The sequence below is a fragment of the Nonomuraea sp. NPDC049649 genome, from assembly GCF_040675175.1.
Lineage (GTDB): Bacteria > Actinomycetota > Actinomycetes > Streptosporangiales > Streptosporangiaceae > Nonomuraea.
This window is the reverse complement of the sequence record NZ_JBFAOH010000003.1, coordinates 199,421-219,050: the sequence shown is the minus strand read 5'-3', so window position 1 is coordinate 219,050 and position 19,630 is coordinate 199,421. Positions and strand designations below refer to the sequence as shown.

Annotated in this window: 19 protein-coding genes; 7 read left to right on the top strand and 12 right to left on the bottom strand. The window is 71.7% G+C overall.

Features of this window, described 5'->3' with window-relative positions; all coding sequences use genetic code 11:
• The first annotated feature begins 8 nt into the window (after positions 1–8).
• The 3 genes from AB0J42_RS06300 to AB0J42_RS06290 all read left to right on the top strand — a co-directional run bounded on the left by AB0J42_RS06300 (position 9) and on the right by AB0J42_RS06290 (position 1,708).
• Positions 9–545 carry a hypothetical protein gene (locus AB0J42_RS06300; RefSeq protein WP_364289505.1) on the top strand — a complete coding sequence of 179 codons (537 nt, stop codon included), beginning with the start codon at positions 9–11 and terminating at the stop codon, positions 543–545.
• Between the two features lie 279 nt (positions 546–824).
• Positions 825–1,061: an LD-carboxypeptidase gene (locus AB0J42_RS06295; protein WP_364289503.1), complete on the top strand. Its 237-nt coding sequence runs from the start codon at positions 825–827 to the stop codon at positions 1,059–1,061.
• 41 nt (positions 1,062–1,102) lie between these two features.
• Positions 1,103–1,708, top strand: a complete 606-nt coding sequence (locus AB0J42_RS06290; protein ID WP_364289501.1) for a hypothetical protein — start codon at positions 1,103–1,105, stop codon at positions 1,706–1,708.
• On the opposite strand, the gene AB0J42_RS06285 is transcribed toward AB0J42_RS06290, so the two are convergent.
• Complete coding sequence (locus tag AB0J42_RS06285) at positions 1,689–2,225, bottom strand: NUDIX hydrolase (RefSeq protein ID WP_364289499.1); 537 nt, start codon at positions 2,223–2,225, stop codon at positions 1,689–1,691. The two genes, AB0J42_RS06290 and AB0J42_RS06285, sit on opposite strands and share 20 nt — an antisense overlap.
• Positions 2,226–2,352: 127 nt before the next feature.
• Between AB0J42_RS06285 and AB0J42_RS06280 the strand changes: the two genes are divergently transcribed.
• On the top strand, positions 2,353–3,585 hold the full coding sequence (locus AB0J42_RS06280; protein ID WP_364289497.1) for a hypothetical protein: 1,233 nt from the start codon (positions 2,353–2,355) through the stop codon (positions 3,583–3,585).
• Positions 3,586–3,901: 316 nt separating this feature from the next.
• Here AB0J42_RS06280 and AB0J42_RS06275 read toward each other — a convergent pair whose 3' ends face one another.
• The 3 genes from AB0J42_RS06275 to AB0J42_RS06265 are packed head-to-tail and all read right to left on the bottom strand — an operon-like array spanning position 3,902 to position 8,084.
• Positions 3,902–5,710: a hydantoinase B/oxoprolinase family protein gene (locus AB0J42_RS06275; protein ID WP_364289495.1), complete on the bottom strand. Its 1,809-nt coding sequence runs from the start codon at positions 5,708–5,710 to the stop codon at positions 3,902–3,904.
• Complete coding sequence (locus AB0J42_RS06270; protein ID WP_364289493.1) at positions 5,703–7,706, bottom strand: hydantoinase/oxoprolinase family protein; 2,004 nt, start codon at positions 7,704–7,706, stop codon at positions 5,703–5,705. The genes AB0J42_RS06275 and AB0J42_RS06270 overlap by 8 nt, the downstream gene beginning before the upstream one ends.
• Positions 7,707–7,712: 6 nt before the next feature.
• Positions 7,713–8,084 (bottom strand): hypothetical protein, encoded by a 372-nt coding sequence (locus tag AB0J42_RS06265; RefSeq protein WP_364289491.1) that lies wholly within the window; start codon positions 8,082–8,084, stop codon positions 7,713–7,715.
• 74 nt (positions 8,085–8,158) lie between these two features.
• On the opposite strand from AB0J42_RS06265, the gene AB0J42_RS06260 reads away from it, so the two are divergent.
• The gene (locus AB0J42_RS06260) at positions 8,159–8,812 is read left to right on the top strand and encodes a thymidine kinase (RefSeq protein WP_364289489.1); all 654 of its coding nucleotides are present in this window, start codon (positions 8,159–8,161) and stop codon (positions 8,810–8,812) included.
• On the opposite strand, the gene AB0J42_RS06255 is transcribed toward AB0J42_RS06260, so the two are convergent.
• From AB0J42_RS06255 to AB0J42_RS06245, 3 genes are all read right to left on the bottom strand, one after another.
• On the bottom strand, positions 8,797–9,465 hold the full coding sequence (locus AB0J42_RS06255) for a DsbA family oxidoreductase (protein ID WP_364289487.1): 669 nt from the start codon (positions 9,463–9,465) through the stop codon (positions 8,797–8,799). The genes AB0J42_RS06260 and AB0J42_RS06255 overlap by 16 nt on opposite strands.
• 38 nt (positions 9,466–9,503) lie before the next feature.
• Positions 9,504–10,400: a hypothetical protein gene (locus AB0J42_RS06250; RefSeq protein ID WP_364289485.1), complete on the bottom strand. Its 897-nt coding sequence runs from the start codon at positions 10,398–10,400 to the stop codon at positions 9,504–9,506.
• Positions 10,401–10,556: 156 nt separating this feature from the next.
• Entirely contained in the window at positions 10,557–11,237 is a 681-nt protein-coding gene (locus tag AB0J42_RS06245) for a carbon monoxide dehydrogenase subunit G (protein WP_364289483.1), read from the bottom strand.
• Positions 11,238–11,418: 181 nt separating this feature from the next.
• Between AB0J42_RS06245 and AB0J42_RS06240 the strand changes: the two genes are divergently transcribed.
• The gene (locus AB0J42_RS06240; protein ID WP_364289481.1) at positions 11,419–12,762 is read left to right on the top strand and encodes a cytochrome ubiquinol oxidase subunit I; all 1,344 of its coding nucleotides are present in this window, start codon (positions 11,419–11,421) and stop codon (positions 12,760–12,762) included.
• A gap of 10 nt (positions 12,763–12,772) precedes the next feature.
• A complete protein-coding gene (cydB, locus tag AB0J42_RS06235; protein ID WP_364289480.1) occupies positions 12,773–13,657 on the top strand; it encodes a cytochrome d ubiquinol oxidase subunit II in 885 nt (294 codons plus the stop codon).
• Here the strand turns inward: cydB and AB0J42_RS06230 are convergent.
• The 5 genes from AB0J42_RS06230 to AB0J42_RS06210 all read right to left on the bottom strand — a co-directional run bounded on the left by AB0J42_RS06230 (position 13,651) and on the right by AB0J42_RS06210 (position 19,626).
• Complete coding sequence (locus AB0J42_RS06230) at positions 13,651–14,511, bottom strand: leucine-rich repeat domain-containing protein (RefSeq protein WP_364289478.1); 861 nt, start codon at positions 14,509–14,511, stop codon at positions 13,651–13,653. The genes cydB and AB0J42_RS06230 overlap by 7 nt on opposite strands.
• 63 nt (positions 14,512–14,574) lie before the next feature.
• Positions 14,575–16,923 (bottom strand): aerobic carbon-monoxide dehydrogenase large subunit, encoded by a 2,349-nt coding sequence (gene cutA / locus AB0J42_RS06225; protein WP_364289476.1) that lies wholly within the window; start codon positions 16,921–16,923, stop codon positions 14,575–14,577.
• The gene (locus AB0J42_RS06220; RefSeq protein WP_364289474.1) at positions 16,920–17,402 is read right to left on the bottom strand and encodes a (2Fe-2S)-binding protein; all 483 of its coding nucleotides are present in this window, start codon (positions 17,400–17,402) and stop codon (positions 16,920–16,922) included. Before AB0J42_RS06220 ends, cutA begins: the two co-directional genes overlap by 4 nt.
• Complete coding sequence (locus AB0J42_RS06215) at positions 17,399–18,271, bottom strand: FAD binding domain-containing protein (protein ID WP_364289472.1); 873 nt, start codon at positions 18,269–18,271, stop codon at positions 17,399–17,401. The genes AB0J42_RS06220 and AB0J42_RS06215 overlap by 4 nt, the downstream gene beginning before the upstream one ends.
• Positions 18,268–19,626: a solute carrier family 23 protein gene (locus AB0J42_RS06210; protein WP_364289470.1), complete on the bottom strand. Its 1,359-nt coding sequence runs from the start codon at positions 19,624–19,626 to the stop codon at positions 18,268–18,270. Before AB0J42_RS06210 ends, AB0J42_RS06215 begins: the two co-directional genes overlap by 4 nt.
• Positions 19,627–19,630 lie beyond the last annotated feature (4 nt).

The following is a 19,630-nucleotide window of genomic DNA, read 5'->3' as shown; positions in this document are numbered from 1 at the left end:
TGGGGGCCGTGGAAACCCTGGCCCGCCGCATCCGGGCGCTCCCCCCGTCATGCGGCGCCGTACGGCTCATCGCGGTCGACGGTCCGGCCGGATCCGGCAAGACCACCTACGCCGGCGCCCTCGCGGCCACGCTCGAATGCCAGGTCATCCACGCCGACGACTTCCCCGTACCCTGGCACGAAGGCCCCGCCACCTGGTTCGCCGCCCTCTTCGACCAGGTCCTGGAACCGCTCCGGCAGGGGCGCCCCGGCGGCTTCCGCCGCTACGACTGGGTCCGCGGCGCCTACGCCGAACACGTGACCGTCCCCGTCGCCCCGGCTCTGATCATCGAGGGCGTCGGCACCGCCCGGAAGTCCGCCGCCCACCTGCTGGCCTACGTCATCTGGCTGGAGGCCCCCGACGACCTCCGCCTCCGCCGGGTGCTCGACCGCGACGGGCCGGGGCTGGAGGAGCGGTGGCGGGAGTGGTTCGCCGCCGAACGAGACTGGTTCACCGCCGACGACACCCGCGCCCGCGCCGACCTGATCGTCTCCACGGCGAGCTGAGGGCCCCTTTACAAAGTAGACCTGGAAAGGGTTAAGCCACACCGCGCCTGCTGGACCGGCCCACCGCGCGCGTCCTTCCTAGCGGCAGTCTGGAAACGCGCATCCGCGACCACGCTGTGGTGAACGGACGGGGCGCCGCACTGGGCCGGTCGCGCGGCAGTACGGAAGTTTCACGCGTATCCGCCGCACCCGCGAACACACTGGGGTGGACGGACGGAACGCCGCGCCGGGCCGGATATTGCGTGGTTTGGCGCGCAGGGGCTGTGTTAGGACTCGGGGATGAGATATCCCCCTCCCCTGCGTCCCGGTGACCGGATCGGCGTCACCGCCCCCTCCTCCGGTGTCGACGAGAGCCTGCGCGAGCGGTTGAAGGTGGCGATCCGGGCCGTCGAGGCGCGGGGTTACGAGGTGGTCGTCGGCTCCTGCATGGACGGCGGCGGGCATGTCAGCGCTCCGGCGGCCGAGCGGGCGCGGGAGCTGACGGGCATGCTGACCGATCCCACGATACCCCGCTGACCCTGCTCACCGGCGTCGCGACCGTCCACGGCAACAACCTCATGGACACCCCGTACAAGATCCCCGAGGGCCTGGCCGGCTGGCTGGACATCGTGACGATGCCGCCCGGCGCGACTTTCACGCAGACCCCGCCCGGACGCTACCGGGCGCAGGGCTATGACGACTTCCGGCACGAGCCGGAGGTGGACGAGTACACCCTCGACACCCCGGGCCGGTGGACCCGCCTGGACGGGGACGGCGCCGTGACCGCCGAGGGCAGGCTGATCGGCGGCTGCGTCGAGATGCTGATCAACCTCGCCGGGACCCCGTACCTGGACGTCACGCCGCTGGCCGGCGACGGGCTCGTGGTCTACCTCGAGGCGTGCGAGGACGACGCGTACGCCATCTGCCGCAACCTGCACGGCATGCGGCTGGCGGGCCTCTTCGACCACGCCGCCGCGATCCTCGTCGGCCGCACCCGCGCCCCGGACATGCGCACGCTCACCCAGCACGAGGCGGTGCTCGACGCGCTCGGCGGCCTCGGCGTGCCGATCATCGCCGACGTCGAGTGCGGCCACGTCCCGCCGTACCTGCCGCTGGTCAACGGCGCCCGGGCGCGGGTCACGTACGACGGGGACCGGAACGAGATCACCCAGACTCTGGCGTGAGGCCGAGCAGCGCGTAGGCGGCGACCGACGAGGAGTCGCACACCTCGCCCGCGCGGACCATCCGCTCGAACTCGCCGCGGCTCACCCACCGCTGGCGCATGTCCTGCTCGGTGTGCTCCCGGACGGCCTGCCCGCGCTCCAGCCCGGTGGCGAGGTAGACGTGGAAACGCTGGCTGGTCAGGCCGTGGGCGTTGTCGAGCACGCCGAGCAGCCTCCAGTGCGCGGCCCGCAGCCCGGTCTCCTCCGCCAGCTCGATCCCGGCTTCCTCCTCGCGGGTCGGCGCGGTGGCCGTGCCCTGCGGGAAGCTCCAGGTACGGCGGCGCACCGGGTAGCGGTACTCCTCCACCAGGTGGAACCCGTCGTCCTCCATCGGGATGATCAGCACGAAGTCGGGCTTGTCGGCGTACGCGTAGACGCCGCGGGAGCCGTCGGGGCGCTCGATCTCGTCCTCCCGGACTGTCATCCACGGGTTGTCGTAGACGACCTTCGTCGAGATCTGCAAGATCGTTTCGCTCATGGCCCGAGCCTAACCGGAAGAGATCGCCGCGGGTGCAGACACGGGCCGCGTTCTGCGCCAAGATGGGCGGCAGCGCCGCGCGCCCGGCCTCGCCGCCGGGCGGCCTTCCGCGCCTCGGAGACAGCCCGTGACGAGCGAGACGGAGACGTGGGTGACGGTCGTCATCGGTGTCGTCGGACCGCACGACCTGGTCGACCAGGTCGCGGCCACCTGCGAGGAGCGGCCGGGCGTCAGCGCCCTGCGGCTGGACTACGACCGCGAACCGCAGGCCCCCGCCATCGTGGAGGCGCAGGCCCCGGCCGTCGAGGGATGGCTGTTCACCGGCGCCGTGCCGCACCTGCTCTGCCGCGACGCCGGCGTGCTCACCCGACCGGCCGCGTTCGTCGACTACACGGGCGCGACGCTGCTCAGCGCCCTGGTACGGCTCCAGCACGAGGGCCAGGACGTGACCCGGCTGTCCATCGACACGCTGCCGGCCTCCGCCGTCGCCGCCGCCTTCGAGGAGGCCGGGCTGCCCGTCCGGGACGTGCGCGTCCTGCCGTACCGGCGGGAGCTGACGCCCGAGAAGGCCGCCGCCTTCCACCGGCGCGGCCCCGCCCACCCCGTGATCACCTGCCTGAGCTCCGTCCACGATGCGCTCCGCGGCGAGCTGCCGCACGTGCTGCGCCTCGCGCCCGCCGCCCACTCGGTACGGGTCGCGCTGCGCCGTCTGTTGCTGGCCACCGAGCGCCGGGCCCAGGAGGACGCCCAGATCGCGCTCGGGCTCGTCGAGGCGGACGACGACGACGGGCTGCTGCGGGAGGCGGCCGTGCTCGGCGGCACCGTCGCGGCCTTCCGCGGCGGCACCCACCTGCTGGTCACCACCCGCGGGCCGCTGCACGAGGCCACCGGCGGCTTCACCGCGCTGCCCATGCTGACCCGCCTGGCCGGCCGCAACCGGGTCGTACGGGCCGGTTTCGGCCTCGGCCGCAGCGCCGCCGAGGCGGAGAGCCTGGCCCGCCGCGCTCTCTCCCGCGCCCGCCGCATCGGCGACGTGGCCGCGGTCCTGTCACTGCGCGCCGACACCGACATCGTCCTGGAACCCGGCTCCCCCGCCCCGGCCGCCGACCAGAACCTCTCAGTGATCGCCCGCCGGGTCGGCCTCTCGGTGCCCACCCTGGAGAAGCTCATGAGCGCCCGCGCCGCCGCCGGCGACGAACCCCTGACCACCCGCGAACTCGCCCACCGCCTCGCGATCCAGCAGCGCACCGCCCGCCGCATGCTCCACCGCCTGGAGCTCGCCGGCCTCGCCCAGCGCACCGGCAACCTCACCAGCGGCGCCGGCGGCCGCCCCCTCACCCTCTACCGCCTCACCCTCTGACCCCACCGGAGGGCACGGTGGAACCCCGGGCTTCGCGCTCTCCAGCCGCCGCATTCCGGTGACACACCGTACACGGGCGGGTACTTTGGGCCTGCCGCCTCCTACGGGGGGATGAGAAGTGAGCCCGGGTGGACCGCCGGACGTCGGAAGCCCGGGCTTCGCGCCTGTTCGGTCTCCACCGGCGGTGTTGCGGCAGGCGGGCCGGCACGGTGGCGTCCGGTTTCCGCCGGAGCCACCTGGCCAGAGAGACCGCGTTTTCCGACGTGAGCGGTGAGCGGGGGTGAGTGACGAGTCTCGCCCCCGCTCACCGTTCGCCTTACAGTTCGTCCACCTCCGCGTGGGTCTTGCCGCCGGAGAGCCGCGCGAAGCCCGGGCCGCGGTCGAAGAAGCGGCCAGAGGCGCGCCGGAGGTTGGCGCGGAGCTCGGCGGTGGCCTGTTCGTCTATGCGCTCGCCGTCCAGGACGACGCCGTAGTCGCCGAGGGCGCCGGCGATGGACACCTTGCCGTCGCGGACGTCGGCCGCCACAGCGCGGGGGTCGCGGTCGTACGGGGAGCCCCAGCCGCCGCCGCCCGTGGTGCGGATGCGGATGATCTCGCCCGCCTGGACCGGGTGGTCGTCGACCAGCCCCTCCATCTCCTTGCCGCCGACCTCCACCCGGAAGGGCCGTCCGGCGAGGCCGCCGTTGACGCCCCAGCAGGACAGGATGGACCGGTCGGCGATGGACATGTAGGAGGCGTCGCGCAGCATCCGGATGTGCTTGTCGTAGCCGAGGCCGCCCCGGAACATGCCGGGGCCGCCCGAGTCGCAGGCGAGCCCGAGCCGTTCGACCCGGAAGGGCCAGCGGGCCTCGGCGAACTCCACGGGGATGTTGCGCGAGTCGGGCACGACGTGGATGGTGTCCTCGCCGTCGGCGTACCAGCGCCCGCCGGAGCCGCCGCCGAGCACCTCCCGCATCAGGTAGGGCTGCCCGTCGGCGTCCGTCCCGTACACGCCCGTGTAGCGGATGGTCTCCTGGTCGGCCGGCATCCGCCCGCCGGTGGCCTTGGCCAGCACTCCCGCCAGCACGCCGAGCAGGCGCAGGATGACGAAGGTGCGGGCGTTGGTCGGGGCGGGGAAGATCGGCGTGAGCAGGGTTCCCTTGGGCGGGAAGACCATCTTGATGAGCGGCACGACGCCTTCGTTGACGTCGAGTTCGGCCATCCGTTCGGGCGTGTCGGCCAGGTTGCGCAGGATGGGCGCGAGCCACTTCTTGAGGAAGACTCCGTCGGCGTAGTCGCCCGCGTGGTTGATCGGCCCCTTGGCCTGCGGTGACGTGCCGGTGAAGTCGATGGTGAGCGGCGCCTCGGCCGAGTGGTCGACGGTGAGGGTGATCCGCTGGGTGTGCAGGCGGGGTTCGTCGACGCCGTCGTGCTCGGCGTAGTCCTCCCAGACGTACGTGCCCTCGGGGATCTTGGACAGCAGTTCGCGGCGGAACGTCTCGGTGGTGTTGTCGATGATGGCGTCGAAGCACGCCTCCACCTCGTCGCGCCCGTACCGGTCGAACAGTTCGCCGAGCCGGCGGGCGCCCATGAGGCAGGCGGAGCACTCCGCGTCCAGGTCGCCGGCGAGCGAGTCCGGCATCCGGGAGTTGCGGGTCATGATCCGCAGCGCGGCCTCGTTGGGCACGCCCTGGTGCCACAGTTTGATCGGCGGGACCATCAGCCCTTCCTCGTAGGCCGACCGGGCGTCCGACGGCATGGAGCCGGGCACGGCGCCGCCGATGTCGTCGTGGTGCCCGAACGCCTGCACGAACGCCACCACCTCGCCGCGGTGGAAGACGGGCACGGTGACGCAGAGGTCGGGCAGGTGGCCGATGCCGCCTTCGGACAGGTAGACGTCGTTGTGGAAGAACACGTCGCCGGGCTTCATCGTCTCGATGGGGAAGTCCCGGACGACGGGCTGCACGAGCGCGCTGTAGGAGCGGCCGGTCAGCTTGCGCATCCGCCGGTCGTGGATGCCGGCGCGGAAGTCGTGCGCGTCGCGGATCATGGGAGATCGGGCGGTGCGCGCGATGGCGGTCTCGACCTCCTTCTCCACGGAGGCGAGTGTGCCTTCGACGATCTCGATGAGGATCGGGTCAGTCACGTCGGATCTCCACGTTGCCGTACTCGTCCACCGTGGCGGTGAAGCCAGGGTGCAGGGGGATGGTGGAGCCGTACTCCTCGATGACGGCCGGGCCGTGGATGACGGTGCCGGCCTCCAGCGCGGCGCGCTGGAGGATCGGGGTGTCGTGCGGCTCCTCGAAGATCACGCGCCTGGTCTCCTCGACGGGCTCGATCTTCTGGTACGGGTTACGCCGGATCGCCGGCCGGGTGATGGGCCCGATGCCGGAGACTCGCAGGTTGACCCATTCGACCGGGTGGCGCGGGTCGTCCCGGTAGGCGTACCCGTAGAGCTTCTCGTGCGCCTCGTGGAAGCGGTCGGTGACCTCCTGCCGCCATTCGTCGTCGAGCGGGCCGGCCGGGGCGGGCACCCGGACCTCGAACGCCTGCCCGTAGTAGCGCAGGTCGGCGCTGCGCGCGAAGACGGGCTCGGCGAAGCCCTCGCGTTCCAGGTCCTCGGCGGCCTGGCCCTCAAGCTCGCCGAAGATCTGCGCGGCCTTGCCGAGGGCGAGCTCGCGGGTGACGTACGTGCGCACGTAGTCGTTCTTGACGTCCACGGTGAGCAGGCCGAACGCGGAGACGTTGCCGGGCTCGGGCGGGACGAGCACGGCGGGCAGGCCGAGGATGTCGATGAGCCGGCAGGCCAGCAGCGGCCCCGACCCGCCGAACGTCACCAGCGGGAAGTCGCGCACGTCCAGGCCGCGCTTGACGGTGAGCTGGCGGATGGCGTTGCTCTGGTTGAACGCGCTGATCTCCAGGATGCCGTTGGCGGTCCGTTCGGGGCTGAGATCGAGCTTGTCGGCCAGCGCCTCGATGCCCATCCGGGCTGCGTCGTAGTCGAGCGGGATCTCCCCGCCGAGCAGGTGCGGCGGGATGCGGCGCAGGTAGACGTGGGCGTCGGTGACGGTCACCTCGGTGCCGCCGCGCCGGTAGCAGAGCGGGCCCGGGTCGGCGCCGGCGGAGCGGGGGCCGACCTTGAGCGTGCCCTCGGGCGAGATCCACGCGATCGAGCCGCCGCCCGCGCCGACGGTGACGATGTCGATCATCGGGATCTTGCACGGGAACCGGCCGATGGTGCCCTCGGTGGTGACGGACGGGTCGCCGTCGACGACCACGGTCACGTCGGTGGAGGTGCCGCCGCCGTCCAGCGTGATCACGCTCCCGTGCCCGGCGTTGGCGGCGATGAGCGCGGCGCCGAGGGCGCCGGCCGCCGGGCCGGACAGGACGGTGGTGATCGGCTGGTTGACGACCTCGCGGGCCGACAGCACGCCGCCGTTGGACTTCATCACCGAGAACGGCCGGCCGAGGCGGCCGGACAGGTTGGCGATGTAGGCCCGCATGGCGGGTTTGACCGCGGCGTCGACCAGGGTGGTGACGGCCCGCTCGTACTCGCGGTACTCGCGCAGCACGTCGCTGGAGAGCGAGACCACCGCCTCGGGGAACTCCCGTTCCAGGACCTCGCGCATGCGCCGCTCGTGGTCCGGGTTGGCGTACGAGTGCAGGAAGCAGACGCCGATGGCGGTGATGCCGCGTTCGCGGTACCAGCGGGCCACCTCGGCCGCCTGGGCCTCGTCGAAGGGACGCACCTCCTCGCCCCGGTGGTCGAGCCGCCCGCCGACGGTCTTCACCAGGTGTACCGGGACGATGCGGGGCGGTTTGACCCAGAAGTAGGAGTTGCCGTAACCGTCGGGCACGCTCTGCCGGCCGATCTCCAGCAGGAACTCGAAGCCCTCGGTGGTGATCAGCCCGAGGTTGGCGATGCGCTCCTCGAGCAGTTGGTTGGTGGCCACGGTGGTGCCGTGCACGATGGCGGCTGCTTCCAGCTCGCCGAGTTTCTCTATGCCGGCGACGAACCCGTCCGCGGGATTCGCGGGGGTCGAAGGGGTCTTGGTGGTGATGATGTCACCGGTCTGCTCGTCGACCGCGACCACGTCGGTGAACGTGCCGCCGGTGTCGACTCCGATTCGGACGCTACGCATGGCTCCTCAGCTTCGGCGCTTGCCAAGCACTTCGTCGATGACCCGGGGGGCGTTCTCAGTGCCGACGTACGCCGCCAGCCTGACCACGAGCTCCTGGGTCCTGCCGAGCTCGGCCTCGACTCTGGCCTTGCCCGACTGGCCCGCCTGGACGCCGAAGTACGCCCCGATGATGGTGCCGATCACGCCCGCGACCCCGGCGAACAGGGCGGCGGACTCCCCGGTCGCGAACACGGTCGCGGCGAAGGCGACGATGACCGCGATGATGCCCGTCAGCACCACGTAGAAGCCGTAACGCCACCGTGCCGCGTCGGCCTGGGCCGCGGTGCGGTCGTCCGGCGCCAGCATGGCGTCGAGCGTGGGGGGTTTGTCGGTGACCACTTGTTCCTCCTGATCCTCAGAGGAGAAATCTCCCATGAGGTCAGGTATGTAGCCAAGCGCTAAGGTGGCACCCCGTGACCGAACTGTCCGCCCTGTCCCCCGCGCCCCCTGGATCCCGCGACGCCGTCCTGAAGTTCTACTTCGGCCCGATGGACTGCGGGAAGTCCACTCTGGCCCTGCAGATGAACTACAACCACGGCCGTCAGGGCCGCCGCGGCCTGGTGCTCACCAAGCACGACCGGTCCGGCGAACCCAAGGTCACCAGCAGGATCGGGCTCGGCCGGGAGGCCATCGAGGTGGTCGACTCGATGGACCTGGTGGAGCTGGTCCGCGCCCACGACCGCATCGACTACCTGATCTGCGACGAGGCGTGCTTCTACACCGTCGAGCAGATCGAGCAGCTCGCCGACCTGGTCGACGGGCACGGCGTCGACGTGTACGCGTTCGGGCTCGCCTCGGACTTCCGCTCGGTGCTCTTCCCGGCCGCGCAGCGGCTCTTCGAGCTGGCCGACGAGGTGTGCCGGCTGCAGGTCGAGGTGCTGTGCTGGTGCGGGCGGCCGGGCCTGCTCAACGCCCGCGTGGTGGGCGGCGAGATGGTCCGTACGGGCGAGCAGGTGGTCATCGGGGACACCGACGCCTCACCCGTCCGCTACCAGGTGCTGTGCCGGCGCCATCACCGGGCGGGACTCCTCGGCGAGAGCGCCGGAACGGCTCAGACCGCGCAGTAGCCGTCGTCGCAGCCGTCGCCGGGGGTGGCGAGCTGCTGGATCGGCGTCTCACCGATGCGCTCGGCCACCTCGTCGATCGCGGCCGTCATCGTCTCGTACGGCTGCGCGCCCGACACCGCGAACTTCCCCTCGAACAGGAAGAGCGGCACGCCCGTGATGCCCAGCCGCCCGGCGCGGGCGATCTGCTCGCGGACCTCGGCGGCGCCCTCGCCGGTGTCGCGTACGCCCGCCTCGGCGGCGAGCTTGGCGAGCACCTCGGGGTCGCCGACGTTCAGGCCGTCCGTGAAGTGGGCGCGGAAGAGCAGGTCGGCCATCTCCTCGCCCTTGCCCTGGCCGGTGGCGACCTCGACGAGCCGGTGCGCCTCCAGGGTGTTGGCGCTGATCGCCTGGTCGAAGCGGAGCTCCAGGCCCTCGCCCGCGGCCACCTCCGTCACCCGGGAGGTCATCTGGGCCACGTTGCCGCCGAACTTGCGCTCCAGCGCGGGCAGCAGCGGCTCACCCTCGGCGGGCGCGTCGGGGTTGAGCTGGAACGGGCGCATGGTGACCTCGATGGTCCCGCCCTTGTCGCGGAACGCCTGCGCGGCACGGGCGAAACGAGCATGCCCGACATAGCACCAAGGGCAGACGACGTCGGAGAAAATCTCGACCTTCATACTTTTGGCAACGGCTTTGCCCGGCCGTCCATTCCGGATCAGCCCGCCGCCAGCTCCTCCAGCCGGAACGGAAGGTAGTCAGAGTCGTCGACCAGCGCGGACGCGCCGCGCCACCAGCCGAACCACTCGCCGCTGCGCCACATCCAGTCGGCCCGCTCGATCGCGGCCACCACATCGCCGACGGTGTCCCAGCGCTCGCCGAGCTCCTTGACGGTGGCGCCGTGGCGCAGCCCCCAGTCGCGCAGGATCCGGGCCGCCCGGGCGTCCACCCTTCTCGCGTACGGGTCGGGCTTCTCCCCCGGCAGCCGGTGCGGCCCCAGGCCGGCGGCCACGCCCCAGCTCCACTGCGCCTCGGCGGGGCGCGAGTAGCGCAGCGAGTGGAAGTCCAGGTTGGAGCCCAAATCGCCGTCCGGGCGGCGCGTCACCACCGCGTCCAGGCGGCCGCCCGCGTCGAAGTGCACCACCAGCCGCTGACCCGGCTTCGCTCCCCGGGGCAGGGCGAAGCGGTCCTCGGCCTGCCACGAGTTCAGGTCCACCTCGGCGACCGGCCTGCCCCACAGCTCGTCGGCGGCGTCGTCGGACACCCAGGCGGCCAGCATCTCCAGCGCGGTCAGGTCCGTCCACGGCTCGATCGCCACCGCCGTGCGCAGCACCTCGTCGGGGGCGGGCAGCTTGCCGCCCCGGGGCCGGGTCCACCACCGTTCGCCCAGCTCACGGGTACCGACCAGCAGCGCGGCGAGCGCGGCCAGCTCAGCCGAGCGCCTGGTCAGCGGAGCGCCCAGCACCAGCCCGACACACCGATCGCAACGCTCGGCCCCGATCACCGGCCGGAGGCCGGCGATCAGCGCGTCGGCGGTCGGGGTCTCCTCGCCCAGCAGGTGACGCACCACCCGCCGGGCCTCGGTACGCGCGTCTTCAGCATGAGCCTGCCGCATACTGCCACGCTACGCCCGTAGATCCTTTTCTGCGAGATCCCTGACCTGCTCCTTTCCCTGCTTATCGGACCGCGCCGCGACAAGGGGCACGGACGGACCGCCCTCGGCCTCGGCGCAGGAAGGCGGGGCGTCCGTCCGTACGAACAGCGGGATGCGTCAGCGGCGGGAGCGGCCGAAGAGCCAGCCGATGGCGGCGCTGCCGAGTGCGACGCCGGCGCCCATGCCGAAGGCGGCCAGCATCACCCACGGCGGTGTCTCCGTGCGGCGTTTCGGCGGCGCGGCGGGGCGTTCGAAGACGGCGGGGCGGGGCGCCGCCGGGGTGCTCGGTTCCGCCTCGGCGCGGATTTCGGCAGGGGTCACCGCCGGAGCCGCGACCTCGGCGGGAGCCGTTTCAGGGGTTTCCGTGCAGAGGTGGCGTTCGACGGCGGCGAAGAACTCGCCGGCCGTCTTCCGGGCCACGGAGCCGAGCATGCGCTGCCCCACTCCGCCGATCATGCCGCCGATCACCGCGTCGGCGTCGTAGTCGACCCGGGTTCCGCCGTCGACCTCGCTCAGCCGTACCTGGACGGTGGCCTCGACCGTCCCCGGGGCGCCCTGGCCGCGCGCCCGCAGCACGAACCGCTCCGGAGCCGTCGGCTCCGCGAGCGCGACCTCGCCCTGGTAGACGCCCTTGAGCGACGCCACGCCGGCGTTGACGGTCATCCGGTACGTGTCGGGGCCGCACTCCTCCAGGCGCTCGCATCCGGGGATGGTCCGCACCAGGACCGCCGGATCCTGAAGGGCTGCCCACACGCGATCTCTTTCGACGCCGATCTCGGCGCTTCCTGCGACTTTCACACCGTCACTCTAGGAAGCGACCTCCCTCCGGGATAAGGGCAACACCTGACCAACGTTCGGGCGCCGCCCTGTGATCAGGTCCAGGGGCTCTTGTGACGAAGGTCGCACCACATTGCTCTACAGCCTGTAGTACTACTGCAAGTAGATTGAACTACAAGCCGTAGAGCTCGGTTGAGGGGACATGGACGCACTTGATCTCGCACGGTGGCAGTTCGGCGTGACCACCGTGTACCACTTCCTGTTCGTGCCGCTGACGATCGGCCTGGGCATCTTCGTGGCCGGGCTGCAGACCGCGTGGCACCGTACAGGAAAAGAGCACTATCTGCGGCTGACGAAGTTCTTCGGCAAGCTCTTCGTGATCAACTTCGCGATGGGCGTGGTCACCGGCATCGTGCAGGAGTTCCAGTTCGGCATGAACTGGTCGGAGTACTCCACGTTCGTCGGTGACGTGTTCGGGGCGCCGCTGGCGATGGAGGCGCTGCTCGCCTTCTTCCTGGAGTCCACCTTCATCGGCCTGTGGATCTTCGGCTGGGACCGGCTGCCCAAGCGGCTCCACCTGGCCTCCATCTGGGCGGCGGCGCTCGCCTCCAACCTGTCGGCGTACTTCATCCTCGCCGCCAACGCCTGGATGAAGCACCCCGTCGGCTACGAGGTGATCGACGGCAAGGCCAGGATGAACGACCTGTGGGCGGTGCTCACCAACTCCACCGCGCTCGCCCAGGTGCCGCACGTGGTCTCCGCCGCGTTCGTGGTGGCCGGCGGGTTCGTGCTGGCGGTCTGCGGCTACTGGATGCTGCGGAGCAAGGCCGAGATGTGGCGCAGCGCCGCCCGGGCGGCGCTGGTGATGACGGCGATCGCGGGCGCGGTCGTCGCGGGCACCGGCGACTGGTCCGCCAAGCTGATGTACGAGCAGCAGCCGATGAAGCTGGCCGCCGCCGAAGCACTGGAACACGACACCGCCGGGGCCGGCTTCACCGTCGTGCCCGGCATCGAGATCCCCAAGCTGCTCAGCTTCCTGTCCACCTACGACACCGAGGCCGTCGTCCCGGGCACCGAGGACCTGCAGCGCCGCTTCGAGCAGGAGTTCGGCCCCGGCGACTACCGCCCCGACCAGACCGTGGTCTTCTGGTCGTTCCGGCTGATGATCGGCTTCGGCATGGCGACCGCCGGCCTGTCGGTGCTCGGGCTCTGGCTGACCCGGCGCCGGCGGCGGATGCCCGACTGGCTGTCGCGGGCGTTCCTGCTGGCCCTGCCGCTGCCGCTGCTCGCCGTGACCGCCGGCTGGCTGCTGAGCGAGATCGGCCGGCAGCCCTGGACCGTGGCGGGCGAACTGCTGACGGCCGCCTCCGTCTCCCCCGGCGTGAGCCTGACCGAGGTGGCGATCTCCCTGACGGTCTTCACGCTGGTGTACGGCGCGCTCACCGTGGTCGAGATCATCCTGCTCGCCCGCCACGTACGCAAGGGCCCCGAGGAGACCGAGCACGCTCCCGCGGCCGAACAGCTCCAGCCGTCGCTCATGTACTGAGGAGCCCGCAGTGATCGACTTCTGGTTCGTCATCATCGCCTTCCTGTGGACGGGCTACTTCGTCCTGGAAGGATTCGACTTCGGCGTGGGGCTGCTGGCGCCGTTCGTCAGCCGTAACGACGCGGAGCAGCGGCAGAGCCTGCAGACCATCGGCCCCGTGTGGGACGGCAACGAGGTCTGGCTGATCACCGCGGTCGGCGCCATGTTCGCCGCCTTCCCCGCCTGGTACGCGGGCATGTTCAGCGGCTTCTACCTGCCGGTCATGCTGGTGCTGGTCGGCCTCATCGTGCGCGGCGTCGGCCTGGAGTGGCGCGGCAAGGTGGAGAACCCCGCCTGGTGCGACCTCGGCATCGTCGTCGGCAGCGCGCTCCCCGCCTTCGTCTGGGGCACCATCTTCGCCGACCTGCTGTACGGGAGCGCGGCGGCGGCCATGCTGGGCGGCGCGTTCTCCCTCTCGGTGTGCCTGCTCCACGGCGCCGTCTTCCTGGCGCTCAAGACGGACGGCCGGGTCCGCGCCCGCGCCAGGACGGCCGCGCTCGCCCTCAGCGCGGTGACGCTGCCCATCGGCGTCATCGCGCTGTCGGGCATGGGCACGATCCCCGCGCTCGCCGCGATGGCCGCCCTGGCCGCCGCCCCCGCCCTGGTGTGGCGGCACCGCGAAGGCTGGGCGTTCCTCGCCATGGCGGGCACGATCGTGCTGGCGTCCACGGCCGTCTTCACCCAGCTGCGGACGGCCCCGCTGCCCGGCCTGACCCTCGCGGAGGCCGCCTCCGGCCCCTACACGCTGACGATGCTGAGCTGGATCGGCCTGATCGCGCTCCCCTTCGTCCTCGGCTACCAGGGCTGGACCTACTGGGTGTTCAGAAAGCGGGTCCTGACCGCCGCCGGTCAGTAGCCGGAGCCGGCTTCCTTGCCGGGGGCGGGGGACTGGCTGACGCGGTGGTCGCTGAGGTGCAGGTCGCCGTCGAGCGGCACCTGGAGGGCTTCCAGGACCTCCAGGTCGCCCAGGACGGTCCACTTGGGGCCGACGAGGTGCGGTTTGTACTCGGGGGCCTGGTCCATCCAGGCGTCCTTGCCCTCCTCGGTGGCGAAGGTGCTCACGAAGAACTCGCCGTCCTCCGTCTTGCAGTAGCCGGTGCGGATGTCGGCGGCGTCGACCTGGATGCGGGGGGCGCAGCCCACCTTGTCGGCGAGCTGCTCCACGGTGAGTGCCGGGAGTTGCTCCTGTTTCTGGCCGGCGGCGACGTAGCTGCTGTCCCCGCCGCCGGGGCTGCATGCGACGAGGAGCCCGGCCAGGAGCGCGAAGGCGGGCAGACGTGGAAAAGTCGTCATGTGCGGAGATACGCGGGGTTCGCGAGGAGGGTTCACCGCAGGATGACGCAGCCGCGGGCGGCGAGATCGCGCAGGTCCAGCACGCGCGAGTCGGCCAGCCCGGCGGCGGACGGGGGCAGGGTGGTCAGCCGGTTGCCTCTCAGGTGGAGTTCGCGGAGGCGGTGAGAGGTCGGGCAGGGCGCGCAGCCTGTTGCCGTCGAGGCGCAGCTCCTCCAGCTCGGACAGGTCCCCGGTCCAGGCGGGCAGCTCGGTGAGTTCGTTCCACGCCAGGTCGATGAGCCGGGCCCCGGAGGGCGCGGCCCCGGGGAACCGGGTCAGGCCGGCGCCGGGCGCGCGCACCTCCGCCACGCCGCCGGACGGGTCCGGGGCGGCGGGCGGAGGTGGCTCGCCGGAGGGGCCGGGGTCACGCGTGCTCATGCCCGCGATCATGCCAGGCGCGGCCGATCAGGCGCGCGGGCCGCATGCCCGCGGCGAGGCCGGTCAGCCGCGCAGGTCGAACAGCTCCGAGGGGGAGATGGGCATGCGGTCGATGTCGATGCCTTCGGCGTCCTCGATGGCGGAGGCGATGACCGCCGACACCGGGATGACGCCCGCCTCGCCCGCGCCCTTGATGCCCAGGGGGTTGAGCGGGGAGGGGGTTTCGAGGTGGGCGGTTTCGACGTGCGGGACCTCCGTGGCGTAGGGCATGAGGAAGTCCATGAAGGAGGCGTTGACGAGCTGCCCGTGCGTGTCGTACGCCATCCGTTCGTAGAGGGCGCCGCCGATGCCCTGGGCGACCCCGCCGTGGATCTGCCCCTCGACGATCATCGGGTTGATCAGCTTGCCGCAGTCGTGCACGACCGCGTACTTGACCACCTTGATCTCGGCGGTGACGGGGTCGGTCTCGACGATGGCGGCGTGCATGCCGGAGGCGAAGGTGGAGCGGATCGGCGAGTAGTAGTCGCGGCCCTCCAGCCCGGGCTCGTCGCCCTCGGCGACCGGCGGCCGGTCCGGTGAGGAGGCGCCGGAGAACTGGGTGGCCTTGGCGGCCTCGTCGTCGAAGGCGTACCGCAGGGGGTTGGCCAGCACCGCCACCGTGGAGAGCGGGACGGCCGAGGAGGGGTCGCCGACCACGTGCACGACGCCGTCGGTGATCTCCAGGTCGTCGGGGTTGGCCTCCAGGGCGTCGGCGGCGATGCGCAGCGCCTTCTCGCGCACCTTGCGGCAGGCGAGGGCGATGGCGTTGCCGCTCATGACCGCGGCCCGGGAGGCGAAGGTGCCGACCGCGTACCCGAACCTGCGGGTGTCGCCGGTGACGACGGAGACCCGTTCGATGGGCACGCCCAGTTCGGTGGCGGCGATCTGGGCGAACACGGTCTGGTGGCCCTGGCCCTGGGAGGTGAGCCCGGTGGAGACGTGCACCCGCCCGTCGGAGGTGATCTGCACGTGCCCGCCCTCGTAGGGGCCGACGCCGGTGCCCTCGACGTAGCAGCCGATGCCGATGCCGCGGTTGGGCGCGGGTTCGAAGTCGTCCCAGCCGATCAGTTCCTTGACCATGCGGAGCATCTCGGGGTAGTCGCCGCTGTCGTAGATGAGCGGCCGCCCGTCCTGGAAGGTCATCCGCTGGTCGTACGGGAACTCGTCGGGCTGGATGAAGTTGGCGGCGCGCACTTCGGTGCGGTCCTTGCCCAGGTAGCGGGCGATCTTGTCCATCGTCCGCTCCATGCAGAACACGCCCTGCGGGCGGCCCGCGCCCCGGTACGGGGTGACCTGCACGGTGTTGGTGTAGACGGAGCTGAACTCCACGCGGTAGGCGCCGAGCTTGTACGGCCCGAGCAGCTGGGTGGAGGTGATGATCGGCACGATGATCCCGTACGGGGTGTAGGCGCCGTGGTCGTGCAGGATGCGCACGTCCAGGCCGAGCACCCGGCCGTCGTCGTCGAAGCCGACCCGCACGTGCTGCACCTGGCCGCGCTCGTGGGCGGAGGCGATGAAGTGCTCGCGCCGGTCCTCGGTCCACTTGATCTCCCGGCCGAGGAGCCTGGCGGCCCACGGCACCAGGATCTCCTCCGGCCACGGGTGCATGATCTTGACGCCGAAGCCGCCGCCGACGTCGGGCGCGATCACCTCGACGTTGGTCAGGGGCAGGTCGAGCGCGGCGGCGATGGCCATGCGGACGCTGGTGGAGGTCTGGGTGCTGGAGTAGACGCGCAGGTCGGAGCCGTCCCAGCGGGCGTAGACGCCGCGGCCTTCGAGCGGCATGCTGGCGCTGCGCTCGATGTCGAGCCGGAACGTCAGGGTGTGCGGGGCGGCGTCGATGGCCTCCCCGGCGCTCAGCCCGGCCGTGGAGGGCACCTCCTGGACGAGGTGGGCGCCGACGTTGCCGGGCACGTCCTCGTGCACGAGGTGGCCGCCCTGCACCGCGTCCTCGACGCCGACGACCGGCTTGAGCGGCTCGTACTCGACCTCGATGAGCGCGCAGGCGTCCTCGGCGAGGTAGCGGTCGGTGGCCACGACCATGACGACCGGCTCGCCGACGTGCCGGACGACGTCCTTGGCGAGCGGGTAGGCGGTGCGGCCGTGGGTGAGCGCCGGGTGCGGGATGAGCAGCGGCAGCGGCCGGCCGACCCGCTCGGGCAGGTCCTCGTACGTGTAGATGGCGATGAGGCCGTCCACGTCGAGCGCGGCGCTGACGTCGATGTCGCGGATGCGGGCGTGCGCGTGCGGGGAGCGCACGAACGCGGCTGCAAGCGCGTCGGAACCCAGGTCGTCGACGTAACGGCCCTGCCCGGTGAGCAGCCTGGGATCCTCGCGGCGCTGCACCGGCTCACCGAACAGCCTGGTGGTCATGACTCCTCGGCCTTCAGTTCGGCCGCGCGGTGCACGGCCTTGACGATGTTCTGATAACCCGTGCAGCGGCACAGGTTGCCGGAGATGCCCTCCAGCACCTCCTCGTCGGTGGGCGCCGGGTTCTCCTCCAGCAGCGCGGTCACCGTACAGAGGAAGCCGGGCGTGCAGAAGCCGCACTGCAGGGCGTGGCACTCGGCGAACGCCCGCTGTACGGGCGACATGCCGTCCGGCCCGGCCAGCCCTTCCACGGTGGTGATCTCGTGCCCGTCGGCGGTGACGGCCAGCATCAGGCAGGAGCGCACCGGCCGGCCGTCGAGCAGCACCGTGCAGCAGCCGCACACGCCGTGCTCGCAGCCGACGTGGGTGCCGGTCAGGCCGAGGTCCTGGCGCAGGCAGTCGGAGAGCAGCCGCCTGCCCGGCACCCGCGCCCGGCGCGTGGTGCCGTTCACGTTGAGGGTGATCTCGTGCTCCGAATTCATCCAGCCGCCTCCCTGGCCGCGTCCTTGAGCGCCTGCTCGGCCAGCACCCCGACCAGGTGGAGCCGGTAGGCGGCCGAGGCGTGCACGTCTCCGTCCGGTTCGGCGCGTTCCCGTACGGCCCCGGCGGCGTCCGGCCAGGGGACGGTCGCGGCGGGCCGGTGGGCGCAGGCCTCGGTCACGTCGACCACGACCGGGACCGGGCCGACGCCGATGCAGCCGACCTTGGCGGCGCTGACGCACAGGTCGTCGTCGAGCGTCACCACGGCGCAGACCCCGGCCAGCGCGTAGTCGCCGTGCCGCCGGGCCACCTCGCGGAAGGCGGTGCCGGTGCGCGGCGGCAGCTCCGGGAAGAACGCCGAGACGGCCAGCTCTCCCGGCTCTGCCGCCGACTCCATCGGGCCGGTGAAGAACGCGTCCGCGGGCACGTCCCTGGTCGCCGTCCCCGACCCGCCGTCCGCGCGGCGGGCCAGGCGGACCGAGCCGCCGAGTACGGACAGGACGGCGGGCAGCTCGGCGGCCGGGTCGGCGTGCACGAGGCTGCCCACCACGGTGCCCCGGTTGCGGATCACCGGGTGGGCGACCAGCCGGAGCGCCTGGGCGAGGAGCGGGTGCGGGTCGGCCCGCTCCACGTCGGCGTGCCGGGCCAGCGCGCCCACCGTGACCCCGCCGGGGCCGGTGCCGACCGTGCCGAGGCCGGGCAGGCGGTTGATGTCGACGATGTGGTCCGGCGCGGCGATCCGCATGTTGAGCATCGGGATGAGGCTCTGCCCGCCGGCGAGCACCTTGCCGCGCTCCCCCGCCTCGGCCAGGATCTCCAGCGCCTCGCCGAGGTCGCGGGGGGCGTGGTACTCGAACGGCGGCGGCTTCACCCGGCCTCGCTCCCGACGGTCTGGGGGGAGCGCCGGGCGATGGCCCGGAGCAGGTGCCAGCCGCCCACCACCACGATGGTGCCGAGCGCGATGCCCTCAAGCCTGAAGTCGCTCGTGATCACGTGCTTCACCGGTCCGATGGCCAGGATGATGCCCGCGCCGATCGGGACCATGTTCACCGGGTCGGCGAAGTCCACCCGGTTCTCGATCCAGATCTTGGCGCCGAGGAGCCCGATCATGCCGTACAGGATGACCGTGATCCCGCCCAGCACGCCGGACGGCGTGGCCGAGACCAGCGCGCCGAACTTCGGCATCAGGCCGAAGAGGATCGCGATGACGCCGGCGATGTAGTAGGCGGCGGTGGAGTAGACCTTGGTGGCCGCCATGACGCCGATGTTCTCGGCGTAGGTGGTGGTGGGCGAGCCGCCGACCGAGCTGGCGACCACGGTGGCGAGGCCGTCGGCGGCGACGGCCCGGCCCATGTACGGGTCGAGGTCCTCGCCGGTCATCTCGCCGACGGCCTTGACGTGGCCGATGTTCTCCGCGACGAGCGCGATGACGGCGGGCAGGACCAGCAGTACGGCCGAGGTCTCGAAACTGGGCCAGGTGACGGGCGGCAGGCCGATCCAGGCCGCGTCCGCCACCCCGCTGAGGTCGACCCGGAAGTGGGCGGCGATCTGCGTGGCCCCGTCGTCGTAGGCGGGCACCATGCCGAAGATCCGGTCGGCGCCCCACGAGAGCAGGTAGCCGGCGACGAGCCCGACGAGGATGGCGATCCGGCCGATGAAGCCCTTGAACGCCACCACCACGACGAACGTGATCAGCATCGTGATCAGGGCCATCCACTGGTCCTGCGGCCAGTAGACGTCCGCGACCACGTACGCGAGCCCGAATCCGATGAGCATGACCACCGCGCCGGTGACCGGCGGCGGGAAGATCTTGTTGAGTATCTGGACGCCGAGGAAGTGGACCGCGAGGCCGACCAGGGCCAGGACGAACCCGGCCACCAGGATCGCGCCGACCACGATCGAGCTCGCCTCGGGGCTGTCGCCGCCGAACAGCGCCCTGATGGCCAGGACGCCGCCCACGAAGGAGGCGCTCGTGCCCAGGTAGCTGGGCACCCTCCCCTTGACGATCAATAGGAAGAGAATGGTGGCGACCCCGGACATCATGATCGCCATGTTCGGGCTGAGCCCCATCACCAGGGGGAAGACGAACGTCGCGCCGAACATCGCGACCACATGCTGGGCGCCGAAGCCCACCATGCGGGGCCAGCTCAGCCGTTCGTCGGGTTTGACCACCTCACCGGGAGCCAGAGTCTTACCATCGCCGTGTTTGGTCCACCCGAATGCCATGTGA

What these genes read in the sequence shown, in the direction of transcription:
- AB0J42_RS06295 (WP_364289503.1), top strand. Translation starts at nt 825, where the DNA reads ATGAGATATCCCCCTCCCCTGCGTCCCGGTGACCGGATCGGCGTCACC.
- AB0J42_RS06290 (WP_364289501.1), top strand. Translation starts at nt 1,103, where the DNA reads ATGGACACCCCGTACAAGATCCCCGAGGGCCTGGCCGGCTGGCTGGAC.
- AB0J42_RS06285 (WP_364289499.1), bottom strand. Translation starts at nt 2,225, where the DNA reads ATGAGCGAAACGATCTTGCAGATCTCGACGAAGGTCGTCTACGACAAC.
- AB0J42_RS06270 (WP_364289493.1), bottom strand. Translation starts at nt 7,706, where the DNA reads ATGCGTAGCGTCCGAATCGGAGTCGACACCGGCGGCACGTTCACCGAC.
- AB0J42_RS06255 (WP_364289487.1), bottom strand. Translation starts at nt 9,465, where the DNA reads ATGAAGGTCGAGATTTTCTCCGACGTCGTCTGCCCTTGGTGCTATGTC.
- AB0J42_RS06250 (WP_364289485.1), bottom strand. Translation starts at nt 10,400, where the DNA reads ATGCGGCAGGCTCATGCTGAAGACGCGCGTACCGAGGCCCGGCGGGTG.
- AB0J42_RS06240 (WP_364289481.1), top strand. Translation starts at nt 11,419, where the DNA reads ATGGACGCACTTGATCTCGCACGGTGGCAGTTCGGCGTGACCACCGTG.
- AB0J42_RS06230 (WP_364289478.1), bottom strand. Translation starts at nt 14,511, where the DNA reads ATGAGCACGCGTGACCCCGGCCCCTCCGGCGAGCCACCTCCGCCCGCC.
- cutA (WP_364289476.1), bottom strand. Translation starts at nt 16,923, where the DNA reads ATGACCACCAGGCTGTTCGGTGAGCCGGTGCAGCGCCGCGAGGATCCC.
- AB0J42_RS06220 (WP_364289474.1), bottom strand. Translation starts at nt 17,402, where the DNA reads ATGAATTCGGAGCACGAGATCACCCTCAACGTGAACGGCACCACGCGC.
- AB0J42_RS06210 (WP_364289470.1), bottom strand. Translation starts at nt 19,626, where the DNA reads ATGGCATTCGGGTGGACCAAACACGGCGATGGTAAGACTCTGGCTCCC.